Source organism: Bradyrhizobium sp. (assembly GCF_027451485.1).
Classification (GTDB): domain Bacteria; phylum Pseudomonadota; class Alphaproteobacteria; order Rhizobiales; family Xanthobacteraceae; genus Bradyrhizobium.
This window is the reverse complement of record NZ_DAIDJE010000100.1, coordinates 1-16882: the sequence shown is the minus strand read 5'-3', so window position 1 is coordinate 16882 and position 16882 is coordinate 1. Positions and strand designations below refer to the sequence as shown.

Here is a 16882-nt window from a genome sequence, read left to right as displayed (position 1 = left end):
TGTATCAATCGCTCTGCAAGTGCCGCCCGTTCCATGCGCTCCGAGGGCGCGAACTATCGGTTGAATACGATTTACTCGGATCGAAAGCGCTTAATTTTCATGCCCGCCTATCGCGTCTTTAAGCTAGATTCCACCGGCAAAATAATCGGCAGTCCGCGAACGTGTGAGTGCAATGATGACGCAAAGCCGAACAACGCCCGCTACCGGGCAAGTTGCCAAATGACGTTGGCGAGCACCTTTGCGCCGGCGGCGATATGCGCCGGCTCGGCCCATTCCGCGGGGTTGTGCGAAATGCCGCCACGACAGGGAACGAAGATCATTCCGGTCGGACACACATAATGAAGCTGGCGCGAGTCGTGCCCGGCCGCCGAATAGATATCCATGGCCGGAATGCCCTCGCCAGCAGCCGCGGCCACGATCAGGGAGCGGATCTCGCCCGGGAAAGTCAGCGACGGCGCGTGCGCGATCTGCTTGAGTTCGACGGTACAGGGCCCCCGCTCGGCTTCCACGATCTCGCGTATCCGAAGGTCCATCGCATCGACGACCTCGTTTTCGGGGTGACGCAGGTCGATCGAGAACAGCACCTCCGACGGCACGACCGAGGGCGCGTTAGGCGTCACCTGGAACAGGCCGACGGTCAGCTTGGTATCGTCAGGCTTGAGCGTGGCGCGATCAATTGCGGCGATCATCCGCACCGCGGCCATCAGCGCGTCGCGCCGCTCGGCACGAAACGCAGTGCCGGCGTGGGCCGCCTCGCCCGTGACCTTCACGCGATAGCGGCGCGTGCCCTGAATCCCGGTGACGATGCCGATCGGTACGCCGGCCGCCTCGAGCAGCGGCCCCTGCTCGATATGCGGCTCGATATAGGCGTGGATCGGAAAGCCGGAGTCGCGCAGGGGAATGTCAACGTCACGGCTGAGCACGTCGCGCACGGCGTCACCTTGCAGGATGCCGGCCTGGTCACGGCTCGCATAGGCTTCGTCGAGGCTCTTCTTCCCCGTGAAAACCTCCGAGCCCGACATGCCCGGCGCAAACCGCGAACCTTCCTCGTTCGTCCATGCGACGATTTCAATGGCACGAAGTGGCCGCCCGCCCTGCGCTGCAATGGCCTGAACCGCCTCGAGCGCGGCCAGCACGCCGAACGCGCCGTCGAATTTTCCACCCGTCGGCTGCGAGTCGATGTGAGAACCGGCCAGCACAGGCGGCAGAGACGGGTCGCGCCCCTCAAGGCGAAGAAACAGATTGGCCATGCGGTCGGTGAATGGCGAAAGGCTAACCTCGCGCCCCCACGCGACGAGCTGAGCCCTCGCTTCGCTCTCTGTCACCGAGAGCGCGGGACGATCGACAGCGCCGTCCTCGCGCGCGCCAAACCGCGCCAGCGCCATGTGTCGCGCCCATAGGCGATCGGCGTCGATGAGCTTTGCTGGTGAGGTCACCGGCATGTGCGCGGCCTCAATCGGTCCGCATGACCTGCGCAGGGTCGGCACGCGGATCGCGCCGCCCCCACCGGCCCGCCTCGACCTGCGCTATAAATTCCGAGAGGTGCCAATTGAACAAATCAGGCTCCTCAAGATTGAGCGTGTGGCCCGTCTTCGGAAACACGGCGAGGCCCGAGCGTGAAATTGTGCGCTTGAGAAACAGACCGGGCTGAAGGCAGTGATCGTCTTCGTCGCCGACCATCACCAGCACCGGCGTCTGCATGGCGCGAAACTCGGCTTCGAGATCATAGAGCGAAGGCCGGCGCATCTGTACCCCGCGCATGGTGTTGGCCGCGCCCTTCGCATCGTGCTGCGCCAGGCGATCGGCGAACAGGCGCCAGCCGCGCGGATCCTTTTCCTGGAACTGCACGCGCGAGGCGCCTTCGGCGTAGATCGGCGCAAAATCCTTCGAGCCGCGCTTCTCGAAATTCTCAGCGACCTGCGCAGAGACACCCTTGAAATAATCTTCATGAACTTTCTCGGCGCCATAGCCCGCGCCGGCCGCAACGACGGACAAGACGCGCCTGGGATGCCGGAGCGCCACGTGCAGCGCGGCAAAGCCGCCCATCGACAGACCCACGACATGTGCGTTGTCGATCCCGGCGGCATCCAGCACCTCGACGATATCATCGGCCGCGCGGGCCTGCGAATAGGATTCGACCGAACCCGGCACGTCCGACGGCGGATAGCCCCGCGCCGCAAAAGTAATGCACCGGTGACGGCGGGCGAAGAAATTGAGCTGCGGCTCCCAGCTCCAATGGCTGCCGCCGAATTCGTGGACGAAGATGATCGGCGTGCCGGAGCCGGCGGTCTCGAAGAAGAGCTTGATCCCGTCGCTGGTCTTGGCAAAACTCATGGCCATTCCACTCAGATCACGGAGCGGCGGGAGGCAATGCCGCCGTCCACGGTGAAGATCGTGCCGGAGGTGTAGCCCGAGCGATACGACGCGAGGAACACGATGAGATCGGTGATCTCGTGAACATGCGCCGGCCGCTTCAGCGGATAACGGTCCTGCAATTCCTTATAGCGGTCTTCAGTGCCATACCATTCCATCGAGCGCTTCTTCAGCATCTTATAGATGCGATCGGTATCGACCGGTCCGGGATTGACGCCGACGACGCGGATATTGTCGTCCAGCGAGTGCCCGCCCATTGCGCGGGTGAACGCCATCAGGCTGGCATTGCCGGTGGTGCCCGCCACGTAGTTCGGGTCGAACACTTCGCCGCCGTTGCCGATATTGTTGATGATGACCCCGCCGCCGCGCGCCTTCATCCGGGGATAAACCGCGCGCGTCAGGTTGATATAGCCGAATACTTTCAGTTCCCACCCGGCGCGCCACTTGGCCTCGTCGATGTCCCACAGGCTGCCGCTTGGAATGACGCCCGCATTATTGACGAGGATGTCGATATTGCCGACGGCTTCGATTAGCGGATCAATTACGCCGGGCGCGGTCAGATCGCGCGGATGAACCGTCACGCTGGCTGTGTGTGACGCCTCGATCTCCGACTTGATCGCCGCCAGCCGTTCAGCGGAGCGTGCGACGAGATGAAGATCGCAACCCTCCGCGGCAAAGCCGCGGGCGACGCCCTCGCCGATTCCCTGCGACGCGCCGGTGACCAGCACCGTCTTGCCTTTCAACCCCAAGTCCATGTCGTTCTCCGTATCTTTCGGATGCCCGCCGATGGGTCAAAACAGCTTGACGGGCTCGTTGCGGCCCCGCGCACGCTCCACCATCTCCGGCAGCAGCGCCACGAACTCCTTGACCCAGGATGACGGCACAGTAGTTGAAACCTTGATGAAACGATCGCCGAAATTGGGCGTGTGATAGCCGCCCTGGCGGATCATGATCTTGTGCTCCTGGAACGCAGCCACCAGCGATTCCGGACGCACCCCCGCCTTTTCGCATTCGATGATGATGAAATTGCCGTTGGACGGAAACACCGGCATTTCCAGACCAGGAACCTTTTTCATCGCATCATGGATCAATGCCTGATTTACGCGCTGCTGGGCGAGCACGCCCGGAAACCATTCGGCCTTGATCTTGAGTCCGGCAAGCGCCGCGCGCTGCGACAGAATGCTGGAGCCGAGATTGTTCGGCGGCGAAGTCGCGAGGCGTTCGATCAGGTCGGGGTCAGCGACGACGGCGCCCACACGCAGTCCGGCGAGGCCAAGCCATTTCGAGAAGCTGTAGATCGTGAGCGTGCGCTCCGGATAGTGCCGCGCCGCCAGTTCGTGGGCGTGAGCGAAATGCCGATAGGTGCAGTCGTGAATGAGGTACGCCCCGGCGCGCCGGACAATGGCGGCGATCGCTTCGATCTCGGCCACGGTGCAGGCGGTCCCCAGCGGATTATTTGGATCGACGAGATAGACGACTTTCGTCTTCGGCGTGATCGCGGCGGCCAGACGCTCGGGCGCGAGGCGATAACCGTGTTCGGCGCCGTAGATTGGAATTTGCGTGACGATCGCCTCAACCGAGCGTGCGAAGGCCATCGGCCAATTCCAAGTCGGATCGGTGGTGATGAACTCATCGCCCGGCCGCAGAAGCGTGTGGCAGACATGATAGAGTGATGATACCGCGCCATCCGAGACCAGCGCGGCATGGCCGTTGAGGCCCAGATCGTTGACGATGCCTTGGCGGAGTTCTTCAAGCCCGGCCGGCGGCGCATAGATGTGAAATTCTTCGTCTCGTATGCACCGTTCCATTGCCTCGATTACCGCCGGATGCGGCTTGGCGTGATTGGTGTTCTGCCCCATCCAGCGCAGACCGGAGGTATTCACCAGCCGATCGAAGTGGGCATTTCGAACCTCAAAGGGTTTCATCGACATACAAGAATTTGGTTATTTACGAGATTTGCCCTAGTAAGCACGGTTTTGACATACAATAAAGGGCATCGTCCTCAAATTATGTCGCCGCCGCGGGCATTATGACCAATTTGGATGCAAATAGATCATTTTGGCATAATAGCCCTTGCTTCCCCTGCCATTGAAGATGAAGGTATGCCCGGACGAGACGAACGGCGATCACCGGAGCGGTTGGGAGAAGATCGATGATGTTACGTCGAAGCGTATTGAAGGGCATGGCGGCGGCCGGGCTTGGCGCCGCAGGACTTCCGCTGGCAACGCCCGCGCTTTCACAGGGCGCGAAGAAAGTGAGCTTCACGACGTCTTGGATTCCGGAGGGACCCAACCTGTTCGCGTATGTCGCGCGCGACAAAGGCTTCTGGAAGAAGGCCGGCCTCGACGTCAGCGTGGCGCGCGGATCGGGATCTGGGGCGGCAGCGCAAGCGGTCAGCGCAGGCACCTTCGACTTCGGCATGGCGGCAACGCCGACCGTGATCATCCAGGCCGCCAAGAAGCTTCCGATCACCTGCATCGGCCAGATCAATTACGACGCGCTGATGGGTATCGGCCTGCTCGCTGCCTCGCCGATCAAGCAGCCGAAGGACCTCGAAGGCAAGAAGTTAGGGGCAAGCGTCACCTCCGGAGAATATCCGTTCCTGCCGCTTTATGCCGATAAAGCGGGCTTCGATCTCGGCAAGGTGCAGATGGTGCAGCTTGACGGCAAGGTTCGCGAGCGCTCGCTAATGGAAAAACAGGTCGATGCGGTCTCGGCCTTTGCCACCAGCACCGTCCCCTCGCTGGCGCCGCTCGGCACAGAGGTTCATTTCATGCTGTTCCGGGATGTCGGGATCGAGTTCTACGGCCAGTCGCTCACCACGCAGCCACAGCGGCTGGAAAAAGATCCCGAGCTCTGTGCAGCGTTCGTCGAAGGCGCCATGCAAGCCATTCGCTTCACCATGACGAACTTCGACGAGGCCGTCGACATTTTCCTGAAGGCGAATAGCGAGGTGGCGATGTCTTCGACTGGCAAGGAGTATTCTCGGATCGGCCTCGGCCTGACCAATCTTACCAACCTCGTTCCCGAGGTGAAGGAACATGGTTTCGGCTACGCCGACCCGAAGAAGGTCGGCACCATGGCCGATCTCGTGGTCAAATACGCGGCCGGCCAGGACGCCACGCGCCCCGACACGGACACCTTGTTCACCAACAAGTTCGTCGGCAAGTTGAAGCTGAGCGCCGACGAGCTCGCTGCTTCCGAAAAGAACGCAGCCGCGTTCCGTAAATATATCAGCTGACGCTGCAAGCGGATCGCCTGTCTATGCTGGCCATACAACCTGCGCCTAATTCTGTAGTAGCCGCCTCGCCGCTGGTATCGGTCAATAACGTACAGAAGACCTACTTCACGCGGCAGGCTCCCGTGCAGGCGGTGGCGTCCGCATCGGTCAACATCGCACGCGGGGAATTTGTCTCCCTTCTCGGCCCGAGCGGCTGCGGCAAGAGCACGCTGTTGATGATGATGGCAGGACTGGAGCGGCCAACCGGCGGTTCGATCCTGCTCGGCGGATCGGAGATCAAGGAGCCGCGCCGCGACATCGGGATTATTTTCCAGGATGCGACGCTGTTGCCCTGGAAAAGTGCGATCGAGAACGTCCTGTTTCCGGTTCGCATTCTCAAATTGCCGATCGAGCCCTATCGCAGGCGCGCCAGGGAACTGCTGGCGTTGGTTGGCCTCTCGGATTTCGAGAACAAGAAACCTGCGCAACTCTCCGGCGGAATGCGGCAGCGCGTGGCGATCTGCCGCGCACTGATCCATGACCCCGACATCCTGCTGATGGACGAACCGTTCAGCGCGCTCGACGCCATCACCCGCGACCAGATGAACGTCGCGCTATCAGAAATTCTCGAAACCTACAAGAAGACCGTGATCTTCGTGACCCACTCCATTCGCGAAGCGGCGTTCCTGTCCGACCGCGTTGTCGTGATGGGCGGCCGTCCTTCGACCATCATGCTCGATATGAAAATGCCGTTCGAACGGCCGCGGCGCTTCGAAATCGAGGAAACGAGCGAATTCGCAGGCGTGTGTCGGCAACTGCGCTTGACAATCGAGGGTGCGCATGGCGGGCAGGCTTCGCAACCTCCTGCCGCGCGCGGCGGCGTGATCGAGTGAGCGCCATGGCAGAAAGCGTATTTTCATCGACAGGCACCGGAACGGAAACCGGCGCGATCATCGCGGCTCCCGCGACCAGCGCCGGAAGCGGCCTGACGCGCCTTCGAAGCGCCGGTCTGCCGCTCGGGCTCGCAGGAATCGTGCTGGCAGCCTGGCAAATCGCAGTCACGCTGGCCCACATCCCGCCGGTCATTCTGCCCTCCCCGGCTTCGATCACGAAATACATCTTCGATCATTACGACATCCTGTTGATGCACGCCGTTCCGACCACCGTGGAATCAGCCGCAGGTTTTGTAATCGCAACGCTGCTGGGCATCGTGCTTGCAATCATTATTACCTATTCGCGCCTCGCCCACGAGGCACTCTATCCCAATCTGATCTTCTTCCAGCTGATTCCGAAGATCGCGCTGGCGCCGCTATTTATCATCTGGCTCGGAATTGGATCGCAATCGCGCATCGCTTTCGCCGTTTTCATCGCCTTCTTCCCGGTGGTGATCTCGACGGCGGCGGGCTTCGCCAGCGTTGATAAGAGCATGCTCCGGCTTTGCCGGGCACTTACCGCGAGCGAATGGCAGATCTTTACCAGCGTTCGATTTCCGGCGGCGCTGCCCTATATCTTTAGTGGCATGAAGATCGCGATCACGCTTTCCATTATCGGCGTCATCATCGGCGAATTCATCACCGCCCAGGCCGGGCTCGGCTATCTCATTATCTTTGCCACCGCGCGTGCCGACACCGAGATATCCATGGCCGCGATTGTTGTGCTGTGCGTTTGCGGGCTTCTGCTTTATGGACTGGTGGCGCTCAGCGAATCGATTGCCAACAGGTTCTACTCGGCGGAAAACACATGATGACGATCCCGGATGCGTTACCGAATGCCGGACCTGCCGGCTCCGTCGACGAGCCGGAATCCCTCTCAGCTAATGTCGTGCATCGGCTCGAACTTGAAATTCTGAAGGGCCAGCGCAAGCCAGGCGATCGCCTGGACGAACGCCAGCTCGCCGATCATTTCGGCGTTTCGCGCACGCCTGTTCGTGAAGCCTTGCAGCGGCTGGCCGCGAGCGGTCTGGTGGTGTCACGCGGACGACAGGGATTGCAGGTCGCCCAGCTTTCGATTGCCGATCTGCTCGATGCATTCAGCGTTGCCGCCGAAATGGAGGCGCTGGCGGCAGCTCAGGCCTCGCGGCGCATTCGTCCCGATCAACAAAAGCACCTGGAAGCGGCGCATCAGGCCTGTTCAGCCGCGGCAAGTGCGCGCGACGCCGAACGATTCTACGAGGCCAATCTCGAATTTCACGAAACCATCGCGGCCGCCAGTCAAAACCGCATCCTACGCGATGAACTGCGCCGACTGACCGTGAAGATATCGCCTTACCGCCGAGCGATCACTTTCCAGCCGGGTCGCATGGAATCTTCCATTCCGGAGCATGAGCAGATCATGCAGGCCATTTTTCGTAACGATGCAGCGCAAGCCGGCCAAGTCATGCGATCGCATGTCACACTACTCGGCGACGGCCTCTCCGACCTGCTGCATTTCCTGCGTCTGTATGGCGATCAGCGGTTGCTGGCCGAGCTCGCTTGAATGCTGTAATGGCGACACATATCATTGAGTGCGTTCAGCGCACGACCCTCGCGGTGACGTTATCTACACTGATCTCCTCGAATTGGCCGCTCCGATGTCTGCAACGCAGTGTCCAAGTCTCTCACCAAAGCTGATTTGAACGGCTCCTTAGTCAGGTCGGTCTTCTGACCGAAGACTCGCATACCCAACTATCCAAGTCTGTCATCCGCCCCAAAACCACCTCATGCCCGCAAGCGATCGTAATCATCATCTGATCGAGCATGCTGACGACCGTGAGTTAACTCCCTGCGAGCATTGACCTGGCGACGGGAACAATCTTGGCCGGCGATTCGTTCCCTTTTTCATGGAAGATGATGAAACCGAAATCGACTGGCACCGACGACGCATTGCCGAAAATCGCGCCCTGCTTGATGAATTAGAGGCGGGTAATGAAGCTGGCGGCGACGTCTTTCCGGAGACGCAGGCTGAAATCGGGCGCCTTGAAGCGCAGATTGAGCAGTCCCAACTCATCGTAGCTGCGCATGAGAAAAAGATCTCCGGCGACTAACGAGCTGCATCGGGACGCTTCGGCGTCTGGGGGTTGTTCGCGGGATTGGTGTCGTACCTAGATACTCGCCCTATTAGCCCGCCGGGGAGGGACCGAAGCTCCGCTTCCAAGGCATCTGCAATCTTACCATCATAGACTTCCTGGTCGTCCACATAGACAGTGAACGACTTCAGGTATTTTTCTTTCTTCGATGGGTTTTCGATCGTTGCCTTCGTCCACTCGTAGAGAGGATTATTTTCCGTTCCCTGCTTTTCCGCTGTAGCGACATAGTCCGCGAATGCAGCAAACTGGCATTTGACCACAGCGTGATGGCGGGCCAACACTTCAAAAAGCGGGGTAAATGCCGGCGCTTTCTGGCGTATCGCTTCTGACGTCGCAGGATCGTCTACATCGAACCTGACCTGATACCGCCACTCAGCCATCCCGTCCTCCTACGGCACTCGATCGCAAGAAAAGTTATGAGCCGGCCCCTGGAACTTCAAGTTCGGGAGACCAATCGAGGACTCGGAATGCACCAGAACCGACATATCTGAAGGGTGTCGTATTGTTGGAGTTGGCGACATGGCCCGTCCACGGGACCTCGCAGATCGGATGGCCGGACGCTCGGACGGCTTCGTGCGTGAGACGTTCTCCCTCCCCCGAGTTAAAGCCCGAGAGAAAGCCCGGGCCTTCCTAAGAAACAGCCACCTCAGCGTCGCACGGAACAGCTTGCAAAACGAAGCCCAGCGATTTGGCGCGCCGCTTCAGATTGGCGAGGACACGACTACGATATTGTTCCTCATAGTGGTCGGCACCTGGATCCCTGTAGGTCATGCCGTGCCTGAGGGTGTTGTAGAACAGGACCGCGATCTTGCGAGCGGTCGCCGTCACGGCCTTCGCCTTGCCGGCACGAGAGGACAGCCGACGATAAAATGCACCGAGCGCCGTATCGCTCCGCCCGATGGTCGTGGCCGCCAGCCGCAACAGCGCCGCTGCCCGACTGGAGGATCTCCGTGTGCGCGAAGAGAGTACCTTGCCGCCGGAGATTTTGTTACCCGGTGCGAGACACAGCCAGGAGGTGAAGTGCTTGGCGCTCGGCCAAGCCCGCAGATCGGTGCCGCACTCACCAATGAGCTTCAGCGCAAGTGACGGACCCAACCCATGGATCTCGGTGAGATCGACGCCGAGGACACCGTATAGAGCGGTTCTTACGTCGAACGACGGTGTGTTGATCTGTTTGGTCTTTACCCGCGGCTTGGGGAGCTTGCCAATCGGCTTGGCTCCTTTGTCAGCCAGCGCCGCTATCAAGGATTCCAGCTTGCGGTCGCAGGCGAGCATCTTGGCCTGGTAGGTGTCGTAAAGTTCCAGCGATTGGGTCAGCGCGAAGACATGTTCGTCTCGATCGTTACCCACCAGTGCGGCCCGGATCGTCTCGATAGAGGAATGGCAGCGCACATCGCGGTAGGTGGCCAGCACGTCTGGATCGCGCTCGCCGGCGACAATGGCGCGGATGATCCGCATTCCGGTTGCGCCGGTAATGTCTGAGACAACGTGATGAAGCTGCAAGTTCATTTCCATCAAGGCCTTCTGCATGTGCTGGATATGGGCGGCCGCGTATTCCACCAGTCGTTCTCGTTGACGCAGATAGGCGCGCAGCGTTGCAATCTCGGCATCAGGGCGGAAGCTGCCGCGTAACAGACCGTAGGAATGCAGCTGGCGCAGCCATGCGGCATCGCTGACATCTGTCTTGCGGCCAGGCACGTTCTTGGCGTAACGCGCATTGACCAGAATGACCTCGAACCCGCGCTGCTCGAGAATCTCATAGGCCGGGATCCAATAGACCCCGGTGGATTCCATCGCGACGCTGGTCACGCCGCAGGCTTTGAACCAGTCTGCCAGATCATGCAGGTCCTGCGTAAATGTGCCGAACGCACGTACCGGCGTGTCAGTGCAGGCCGGGTTGACCGCAGCCACATGCATTTTTGATCCGATGTCGACGGCCGCAGCGCCAACATTGACCGGATTCAATTCCGGGCGGTCACCGGTCGTCTTCCTGGGCATCGCAAATCCTCCATCCGATAGTGGGCAGGAGGGTCTGGGCTATGCCGATCGTCATCTTCCTAATCGGGATCACCGTAGGGACGGCGTCACCACTCTCAAGTTCGCATGCACCCATGGACCACGTTTTTTAACGGGGACTGTGCCTCCAATAAGCTAACGGCCGCTACCCTCCGAGGTGCGAGGTTAGCACGACCGTTTCTACCGCGCACAGGCGGGCAACGGCCCGTGACAGTTTTTTAACAAATACCCAAAGGCCGCCTATATGACCGAGGTCGAACGCTGGCGTGAATTGCCTGGCGGCGCCATCGAATTCACCATGCGACGGCTGCCAAGCGCGGATTAGCGCCCGCGCACCGCCACGCGGGGTTCATGGATGGTCGGCCGGATTAGCCATCATGTCATAGACCAATGAAACGGCTATTGGGCTGTCATCAACGCGAAGCGGGTCATGGTCTTCGCCCCATCAATGCCAGCCGTGCGCCCAACTGATCCATGTTGATCGGACTGCAATTGACCGGGATGAAATCGCATAGCTCATTCGCCGCCTGGTTCCCGCAGCGATATTGTTCGCTATCCTCGACCCGGCAAAGCTGGGTTTCCGCGCTCAGTCAAATTGACGCTGACCGACGAGCTTAAAACCAATGTTACCTCGGCTTCTCGCCTGCAAAGCGTCCGCCACCGAGTACGGCGTCCTTCACCAAATCGACGAAACGCACGTAGCTTTCGTAAAACGCATCATGGCCAGCAGGTGCGCCAGCCTTTTGCGTCTCCTCTCGAAGCTTCTTGTACATAGCGAGCCGCTGCTTGAGGATGTTGCCCCAATCGGGTGTCAAATCTTCGACCGAATAAACGGTAAACCCGGCCTTCTTGATCAGTTCGGCGTAAGTCTGCAGGTCGTAGAGATCTGAGACTGCCATGCCTTGCCACATCAATTCCTTATCCGCCTCAGAGAGAGGACGATGAGCAACCCAATCGGTAAAGGCAATCCGCCCACCCGGTTTCAGGATTCGGAAAGCCTCGGCAAGCGCGCGCCCCTTATTGGGCACATGGAGAAGAGCCTCCTGACTCACAACTGCATCCATGCAGCCATCAGGTAAGGGGACTTCCATAACATTGCCTTGGATGACGCGAACGTTGCTCTCAAGGCCGAGCAGACGCGTCAACTCTTCCGCTCCCCTGACCCTCGCCGGGGTTAACTCGATACCCGTTACATCGGCACCGTAGCGGTGCGCCAGGTAGCGTGCGGGACCACCAAGTCCGGCGCAAAAGTCTGCAACGCGAGAGCCCTTGGTGATCTGAGCCCGCTCTGCCAAGGCATCATTGGCAGCTAACCCGCCGTAGTGATCCTGGTCATGGGGGAATAACTCCTCGGGTGCAACACTGTCGAGGTGTCCACGCTCCGCTTTCAGCCTGGTGAGGATTATCTCCAACGAAATCGGATGGCGTTCATAAAAATCGACAGCAGAACCAATTTCCGTGTTCATGGAAGGCCCCCGGTCCAATTACGTGGACAAGACCGTGATCGCCAGAATAGCTCAGGGCACCGAGGGCCGCCACGTGTCTCTCGTTCCAGATGTCGCTCGGTATGGAGGATTTTGAATGCCAGCCTCTCACAAACCGTGACGCCCGCCCCGCTCACGATGCTCATAGGCAGTCAAGCAACTCAAATCTGGTGTGTCTCATAATTCCGTCCTTCGATATGGTAGCGCATCCTCGTCGATTATCGGGAGCCGCTTGATGCCAGAGCTGAGCGATGTATCAAAGCACTACAGGCGTGGCGACCTTACTGAAGCCATACGTTCTGGTCTTGCCCTGCAAGGCAAGTCTGCGGATGCAGTAACGATCGATGATCTTGCTCCAGTCGATGAATTCCACATTGGCGGCCGCAAGGCATCCGAGGATTTTCTTGATCAATTGACCTTCAGCTCCCAGACGAAGGTCTTGGATGTCGGATGCGGTCTGGGCGGCCCTGCTCGTTTTGTTGCCAAACGCTACGGCAGTCAGGTGACGGGGATCGATCTGACAGCAGAGTATGTCGAAACCGGCAACACCCTCTGCAAATGGGTTGGGCTGGATGAACGCGTCGCCCTGCGTCAAGGCAGCGCACTGGCGATGCCGTTCACCGATAGGAGCTTCGATGGCGCGTACATGCTGCATGTCGGCATGAACATTGAGAACAAGGAGACGCTTGCGGGCGAGGTGGCCCGCGTATTGAGACCCGGGTCACTCTTCGGCATCTATGATGTGATGCGAACGGGATCTGGCGAGATCAGCTTTCCCGTACCCTGGGCGACAACTGCGGGCTCGAGTGCAGTTGAAGGTAGCGATCGATACAAGAGCGCTTTGCAAAAGGCCGGATTCGATATCATCGCGGAGCGCAATCGGTGTGATTACGCTCTTGCATTCTTCGCCGACCTGCGGGCAAAGGCGGCCGCTTCCGGTGGGCCGCCGCCGCTCGGCCTTCATATTCTAATGGGCAGGAACACACCCGAGAAGGTGCAGAACATGATCGACAACATTACAGGAGGCCGCATTGCTCCTATAGAATTGATCGCCCGCAGGCGCTAACGCCGCTCGCCACCAGCTTGTAGAGCTCCCATTCTGACTTCGATTCCTTGGGCTCCTTCACCTGGAACAGGTACATCTCGCGCATTACGCGGCCATCAATGCGCAGCTTGCCGGTCGTGGCGATGAAATCGTTGATGGGGAGCTCGCGCATCTTGGACATGACGGCGTCGGCATTTTGCGTTCCTGCATAAGCTTGCGAATGCGCGATTTCCGGCGCTCTCGGGAGCAGTCGGGTTACCGTGAAGTTGCGTAAGGTGCGAAGCCTTCCCAAGGCGAAATTCATCCGACCATGCGGTCACGGCCGACCCAGAAGTTGGCTCTCAGTGCCTTTTTGTCGACTTTGCCGACGCCGGTCATCGGCAGTTCGCTGACGAACTCGATCTGCTTCGGCGCGTGTGCTGAACCCTTTTTTGTCTTCACGAGATTAATGAGTTCGTCCGGATCCGGCTTCGTACCCTCGCGCGCCACGACGACCGCTGTAACCGCTTCTCCCCATTTATCGTGCGGTACCCCAATAACGGCGACCATCGCCACCTCCTCATGCTGCGACAGCACATCCTCGATCTCGCGAGGAAAGATGTTGAAGCCGCCGGATACGATCATGTCTTTCTTGCGATCGAGGATGAATATGTAGCCGCGCTCGTCCTTACGAGCGATATCACCGGTATGCAGCCAGCCGTTCTTAAGCGTCTCGGCCGTGATGTCCGGCCGCTTCCAATACTCGGCCATCACGTGACCGGCGCGAACGCAGATCTCGCCCGGCTGGCCGTTCGCGACTTCCTGGTCGTCATTATCCAGGATCTTCATCTGGCAAGCCGCGGTCGGGAAGCCGCAGGATGTGAAAAGCTCCGGCGACTTCGGATCATGGTCTGCCTTGCGCAGCACCGATACCGGATAACATTCGGTCTGGCCGTAAAGCTGCGAGAAGACCGGTCCGATCCGCTCTATACCTTCGACAAGCCGACTCGGCGACATTGCCGACGCCCCGTAGAGCAGCAGTTCGAGCGAGGAAAGGTCGGATTTGCCGAGCAAAGGATGATCCAGCATGACATAAATCATCGTCGGCACGAAGAGCGTGAAGTTGATCTTCTCGCGCTCGATCGTCTTCAACACGGCCTCGGGATCAAAACCCTTGAGCATGTGGACGGTGCCGCCGCGCATCAGCGTCGGCAGCACCTTGGTGCCTGCAACATGGCTGATTGGCGCGACAGTGAGATAGCGCGGAGTTTCTGGAATCTCGAAGTCCGCGAGGATCGCGTTGGCAGAGCCGCTGGCTTCGCGGTGATACCGCAGCGCCCCCTTCGATTTTCCCGTTGTGCCGCCGGTGTAGTTTAAGATCGCGATGTCGTCATGATTGGCGAAGTTCCTCGGACTGGCGCTGCCGGTGGACTCGACCGCCTGCAATAAATCGATGCCGTACCCAGCGGAGCCCAGGGTGAACACGGCTTTCAGTCCCGTGGCCTTTGCCGCCAGCTCACCGCCGCGATCGCGGAACGTCATGCCGTCGACAACAAGCATCTGTGCCTCGGAGTCTTCGATCTGGAACAGCTGGTCGTCGAGCGAGCCCAGAGGATGCAGCCAGGTGATGGAAAGCCGAGACAGTTGGGCGGCGATCCCCGCGCACCAGGTGTCGGCGCGATTGGCGGTAAGCAAAGCGACGCGAGTGCCCGGCACGAAACCAAGTCGCATGAACACGCTTTGCATCCGTCCGATCAAGTCGGTTGCGCTCTGATAGCTGAGCGAGCCGCCCGGCCAAGCGAAAGCCGTGCGCGACGGGTAACGCGCAAGCGCGCGTAACGTTTGATCGCAGCTTGTTGGAAATGCATAGAGCGGATTGCTCATACCTTCTCCTCCCGTCTTTGTCTTTGGCTCTCTTTGTGCCAATCTGTAGCAACGCTAAACAATAATGCGCGGAAGAAGCAAATTGTCAGATGCTGATCCTCTCGCTCGTTTCCGTGATCGCCTGCGGCTGCCGCTTATCGCAGCGCCGATGTTTCTGGTCTCCGGCGTCGAACTGGTGGTAGCTGCGTGCCGCAACGGCGTGATCGGCTCGTTTCCGACGGTGAATTGCCGCCAGACGGAAGAACTCGATACGTGGCTTGACGAGATACAGCGACGTTTGCACGCGCATACCGATGCGAGCGGCAAAGCAACGGCACCGATCTGTCCGAACCTGATAGTACATCGCTCGAATACGCGGCTAAATGAGGATCTTTCCGTGCTGCTGCGGCACCGACCGGAGATGGTGATCACTTCGGTCGGTTCGCCCGAGCCTGTGCTTGCCCCCTTGCACGATGCGGGCGCGCTTGTCTTTGCCGACGTTGCCTCGATCCGTCATGCCGAGCGCGCAGTCGCGGCAGGTGCCGACGGGCTCGTTTTGCTTACCGCTGGCGCCGGCGGGCAGACCGGCTGGCTCAACCCGTTCGCGTTCGTCCGCGCCGTGCGTGGCTTCTTCAACGGCCCGATCGTACTCGCCGGCGGTATCAGCGATGGCCATGCGCTGCTCGCGGCGCAAGCGCTCGGCTGCGATCTCGCCTATATGGGTACCAAATTCATCGCAACGCGCGAAAGCCTGGCAGATGAGAGATACAAGCAGATGCTGGTCAACAGCACCGCCGACGACATTCTGCTCACGACGGCGTTCACCGGCCTGCAAACCAACATGCTGCGGCCCTCGATCGAGGCTGCCGGCCTCGATCCCGACGATCTGCCGGCGCGCGGCGCGATCGACATCGGCAAGGACATCGATATCGGCGCCCGTGAAAACCGCCCGAAGCGCTGGCGCGACATCTGGAGTGGCGGACATTCCACCTCAGGCGTGACGGGAGTGCTCGCGGTCGACGATCTCGTCGCACTTACGGCATCGGAGTACGAAATGGCGACCAGGCCACCGTCCAATTCGCAGTGGTTCACCTAAGGCTTCCCTGGACAGCCTCGAGGGCGCAGGGGTTGTCCGGAGCGAACACGCTGCGGGGACATTTGTAGCCCGCGATTTGCGTATTGGGGAATTCCGTCAATTCTTTCGGCGTTGTGCCGATGCCGGGTCTTCAGCACGACGACGGCGTGGACCTGCTCGCCGCAGCGTTCGCTGGGAATCCGATCACGGCACATTGTGCCGTCCGAACCTGAAGAGAGCCTCGCCGCGGCCTGCCTGCTGACCGCCGGTCTCTAGGTCCCGGCAAGCTAACTCACCCGCACCGGATCATGGCCGGCTGGATCGAGGCGCGCCAACGCGAGCGCGAGCAGGGTAAGCGTTATTACTAGAGTCGCGGCGACGACGTGCCGCCGGATTTCACACCCAACGAACGCCGTCGCCGGACAATTTACCTTTTGACGAGAACGTACCGCATCTCGACCTCCATTGAGGAAGAAAGCGCGTCGGGGCCCCGTCATCGACATACAGCCCACGCGTAATGAGCACCAGATTCGTAGTATGAATTCGCGGCTTTTCGACGGTTTTCTCCTGTGCGCCGCCATACTCTCGCCCTCCCAACAAGCTACTGATTGGTCAACGAATTTCGCGCTGTGGCGTGCCGCAGCGTAGCTCGACCCCAATGATTCTCATCGAGCACTTCCCCAGACTAAACCCAGACTAAAATTGTGAAGGCACTCATGGCTGATCAGCGCGAGATTCTGACCGACAAGAGCATTTTGCGTCT

General features: G+C 59.8%; 16 protein-coding genes. 7 read left to right on the top strand and 9 right to left on the bottom strand.

What is annotated here, in order from left to right; genetic code table 11:
• Positions 1 to 200: 200 nt before the first annotated feature.
• The 4 genes from NEZ08_RS13560 to NEZ08_RS13545 are packed head-to-tail and all read right to left on the bottom strand — an operon-like array spanning position 201 to position 4298.
• A complete protein-coding gene (locus NEZ08_RS13560; protein WP_298107528.1) occupies positions 201 to 1442 on the bottom strand; it encodes a M20 family metallo-hydrolase in 1242 nt (413 codons plus the stop codon).
• 10 nt (positions 1443 to 1452) lie between these two features.
• The gene (locus NEZ08_RS13555; RefSeq protein WP_298107526.1) at positions 1453 to 2334 is read right to left on the bottom strand and encodes an alpha/beta hydrolase; all 882 of its coding nucleotides are present in this window, start codon (positions 2332 to 2334) and stop codon (positions 1453 to 1455) included.
• Positions 2335 to 2345: 11 nt separating this feature from the next.
• Entirely contained in the window at positions 2346 to 3128 is a 783-nt protein-coding gene (locus NEZ08_RS13550) for an SDR family oxidoreductase (RefSeq protein WP_298107525.1), read from the bottom strand.
• Between the two features lie 36 nt (positions 3129 to 3164).
• Positions 3165 to 4298: a pyridoxal phosphate-dependent aminotransferase gene (locus NEZ08_RS13545; RefSeq protein ID WP_298107548.1), complete on the bottom strand. Its 1134-nt coding sequence runs from the start codon at positions 4296 to 4298 to the stop codon at positions 3165 to 3167.
• A gap of 227 nt (positions 4299 to 4525) precedes the next feature.
• Between NEZ08_RS13545 and NEZ08_RS13540 the strand changes: the two genes are divergently transcribed.
• The 5 genes from NEZ08_RS13540 to NEZ08_RS13520 all read left to right on the top strand — a co-directional run bounded on the left by NEZ08_RS13540 (position 4526) and on the right by NEZ08_RS13520 (position 8615).
• The gene (locus NEZ08_RS13540; protein ID WP_298107523.1) at positions 4526 to 5614 is read left to right on the top strand and encodes an ABC transporter substrate-binding protein; all 1089 of its coding nucleotides are present in this window, start codon (positions 4526 to 4528) and stop codon (positions 5612 to 5614) included.
• 23 nt (positions 5615 to 5637) lie between these two features.
• A complete protein-coding gene (locus NEZ08_RS13535) occupies positions 5638 to 6486 on the top strand; it encodes an ABC transporter ATP-binding protein (RefSeq protein WP_298107521.1) in 849 nt (282 codons plus the stop codon).
• A gap of 5 nt (positions 6487 to 6491) precedes the next feature.
• Positions 6492 to 7337, top strand: coding sequence for an ABC transporter permease (locus NEZ08_RS13530; RefSeq protein ID WP_298107519.1), 846 nt, complete (start codon positions 6492 to 6494; stop codon positions 7335 to 7337).
• On the top strand, positions 7334 to 8068 hold the full coding sequence (locus NEZ08_RS13525; RefSeq protein WP_298107517.1) for a GntR family transcriptional regulator: 735 nt from the start codon (positions 7334 to 7336) through the stop codon (positions 8066 to 8068). The genes NEZ08_RS13530 and NEZ08_RS13525 overlap by 4 nt, the downstream gene beginning before the upstream one ends.
• Before the next feature lie 343 nt (positions 8069 to 8411).
• Positions 8412 to 8615 (top strand): hypothetical protein, encoded by a 204-nt coding sequence (locus tag NEZ08_RS13520; protein ID WP_298107515.1) that lies wholly within the window; start codon positions 8412 to 8414, stop codon positions 8613 to 8615.
• Here NEZ08_RS13520 and NEZ08_RS13515 read toward each other — a convergent pair.
• From NEZ08_RS13515 to NEZ08_RS13505, 3 genes are all read right to left on the bottom strand, one after another.
• A complete protein-coding gene (locus NEZ08_RS13515) occupies positions 8612 to 9037 on the bottom strand; it encodes a hypothetical protein (protein ID WP_298107513.1) in 426 nt (141 codons plus the stop codon). The genes NEZ08_RS13520 and NEZ08_RS13515 overlap by 4 nt on opposite strands.
• A gap of 250 nt (positions 9038 to 9287) precedes the next feature.
• On the bottom strand, positions 9288 to 10655 hold the full coding sequence (locus tag NEZ08_RS13510; protein WP_298107511.1) for an IS110 family transposase: 1368 nt from the start codon (positions 10653 to 10655) through the stop codon (positions 9288 to 9290).
• A gap of 644 nt (positions 10656 to 11299) precedes the next feature.
• Complete coding sequence (locus tag NEZ08_RS13505; RefSeq protein WP_298107509.1) at positions 11300 to 12139, bottom strand: class I SAM-dependent methyltransferase; 840 nt, start codon at positions 12137 to 12139, stop codon at positions 11300 to 11302.
• A 253-nt stretch (positions 12140 to 12392) separates the two neighbouring features.
• Between NEZ08_RS13505 and NEZ08_RS13500 the strand changes: the two genes are divergently transcribed.
• Complete coding sequence (locus NEZ08_RS13500; protein ID WP_298107507.1) at positions 12393 to 13223, top strand: class I SAM-dependent methyltransferase; 831 nt, start codon at positions 12393 to 12395, stop codon at positions 13221 to 13223.
• Here the strand turns inward: NEZ08_RS13500 and NEZ08_RS13495 are convergent.
• Entirely contained in the window at positions 13195 to 13383 is a 189-nt protein-coding gene (locus tag NEZ08_RS13495) for a hypothetical protein (RefSeq protein ID WP_367278414.1), read from the bottom strand. The genes NEZ08_RS13500 and NEZ08_RS13495 overlap by 29 nt on opposite strands.
• A 119-nt stretch (positions 13384 to 13502) precedes the next feature.
• Complete coding sequence (locus tag NEZ08_RS13490) at positions 13503 to 15065, bottom strand: AMP-binding protein (RefSeq protein ID WP_298107505.1); 1563 nt, start codon at positions 15063 to 15065, stop codon at positions 13503 to 13505.
• Positions 15066 to 15129: 64 nt separating this feature from the next.
• On the opposite strand from NEZ08_RS13490, the gene NEZ08_RS13485 reads away from it, so the two are divergent.
• Positions 15130 to 16140, top strand: coding sequence for a nitronate monooxygenase family protein (locus NEZ08_RS13485; protein WP_298107503.1), 1011 nt, complete (start codon positions 15130 to 15132; stop codon positions 16138 to 16140).
• Positions 16141 to 16882 lie beyond the last annotated feature (742 nt).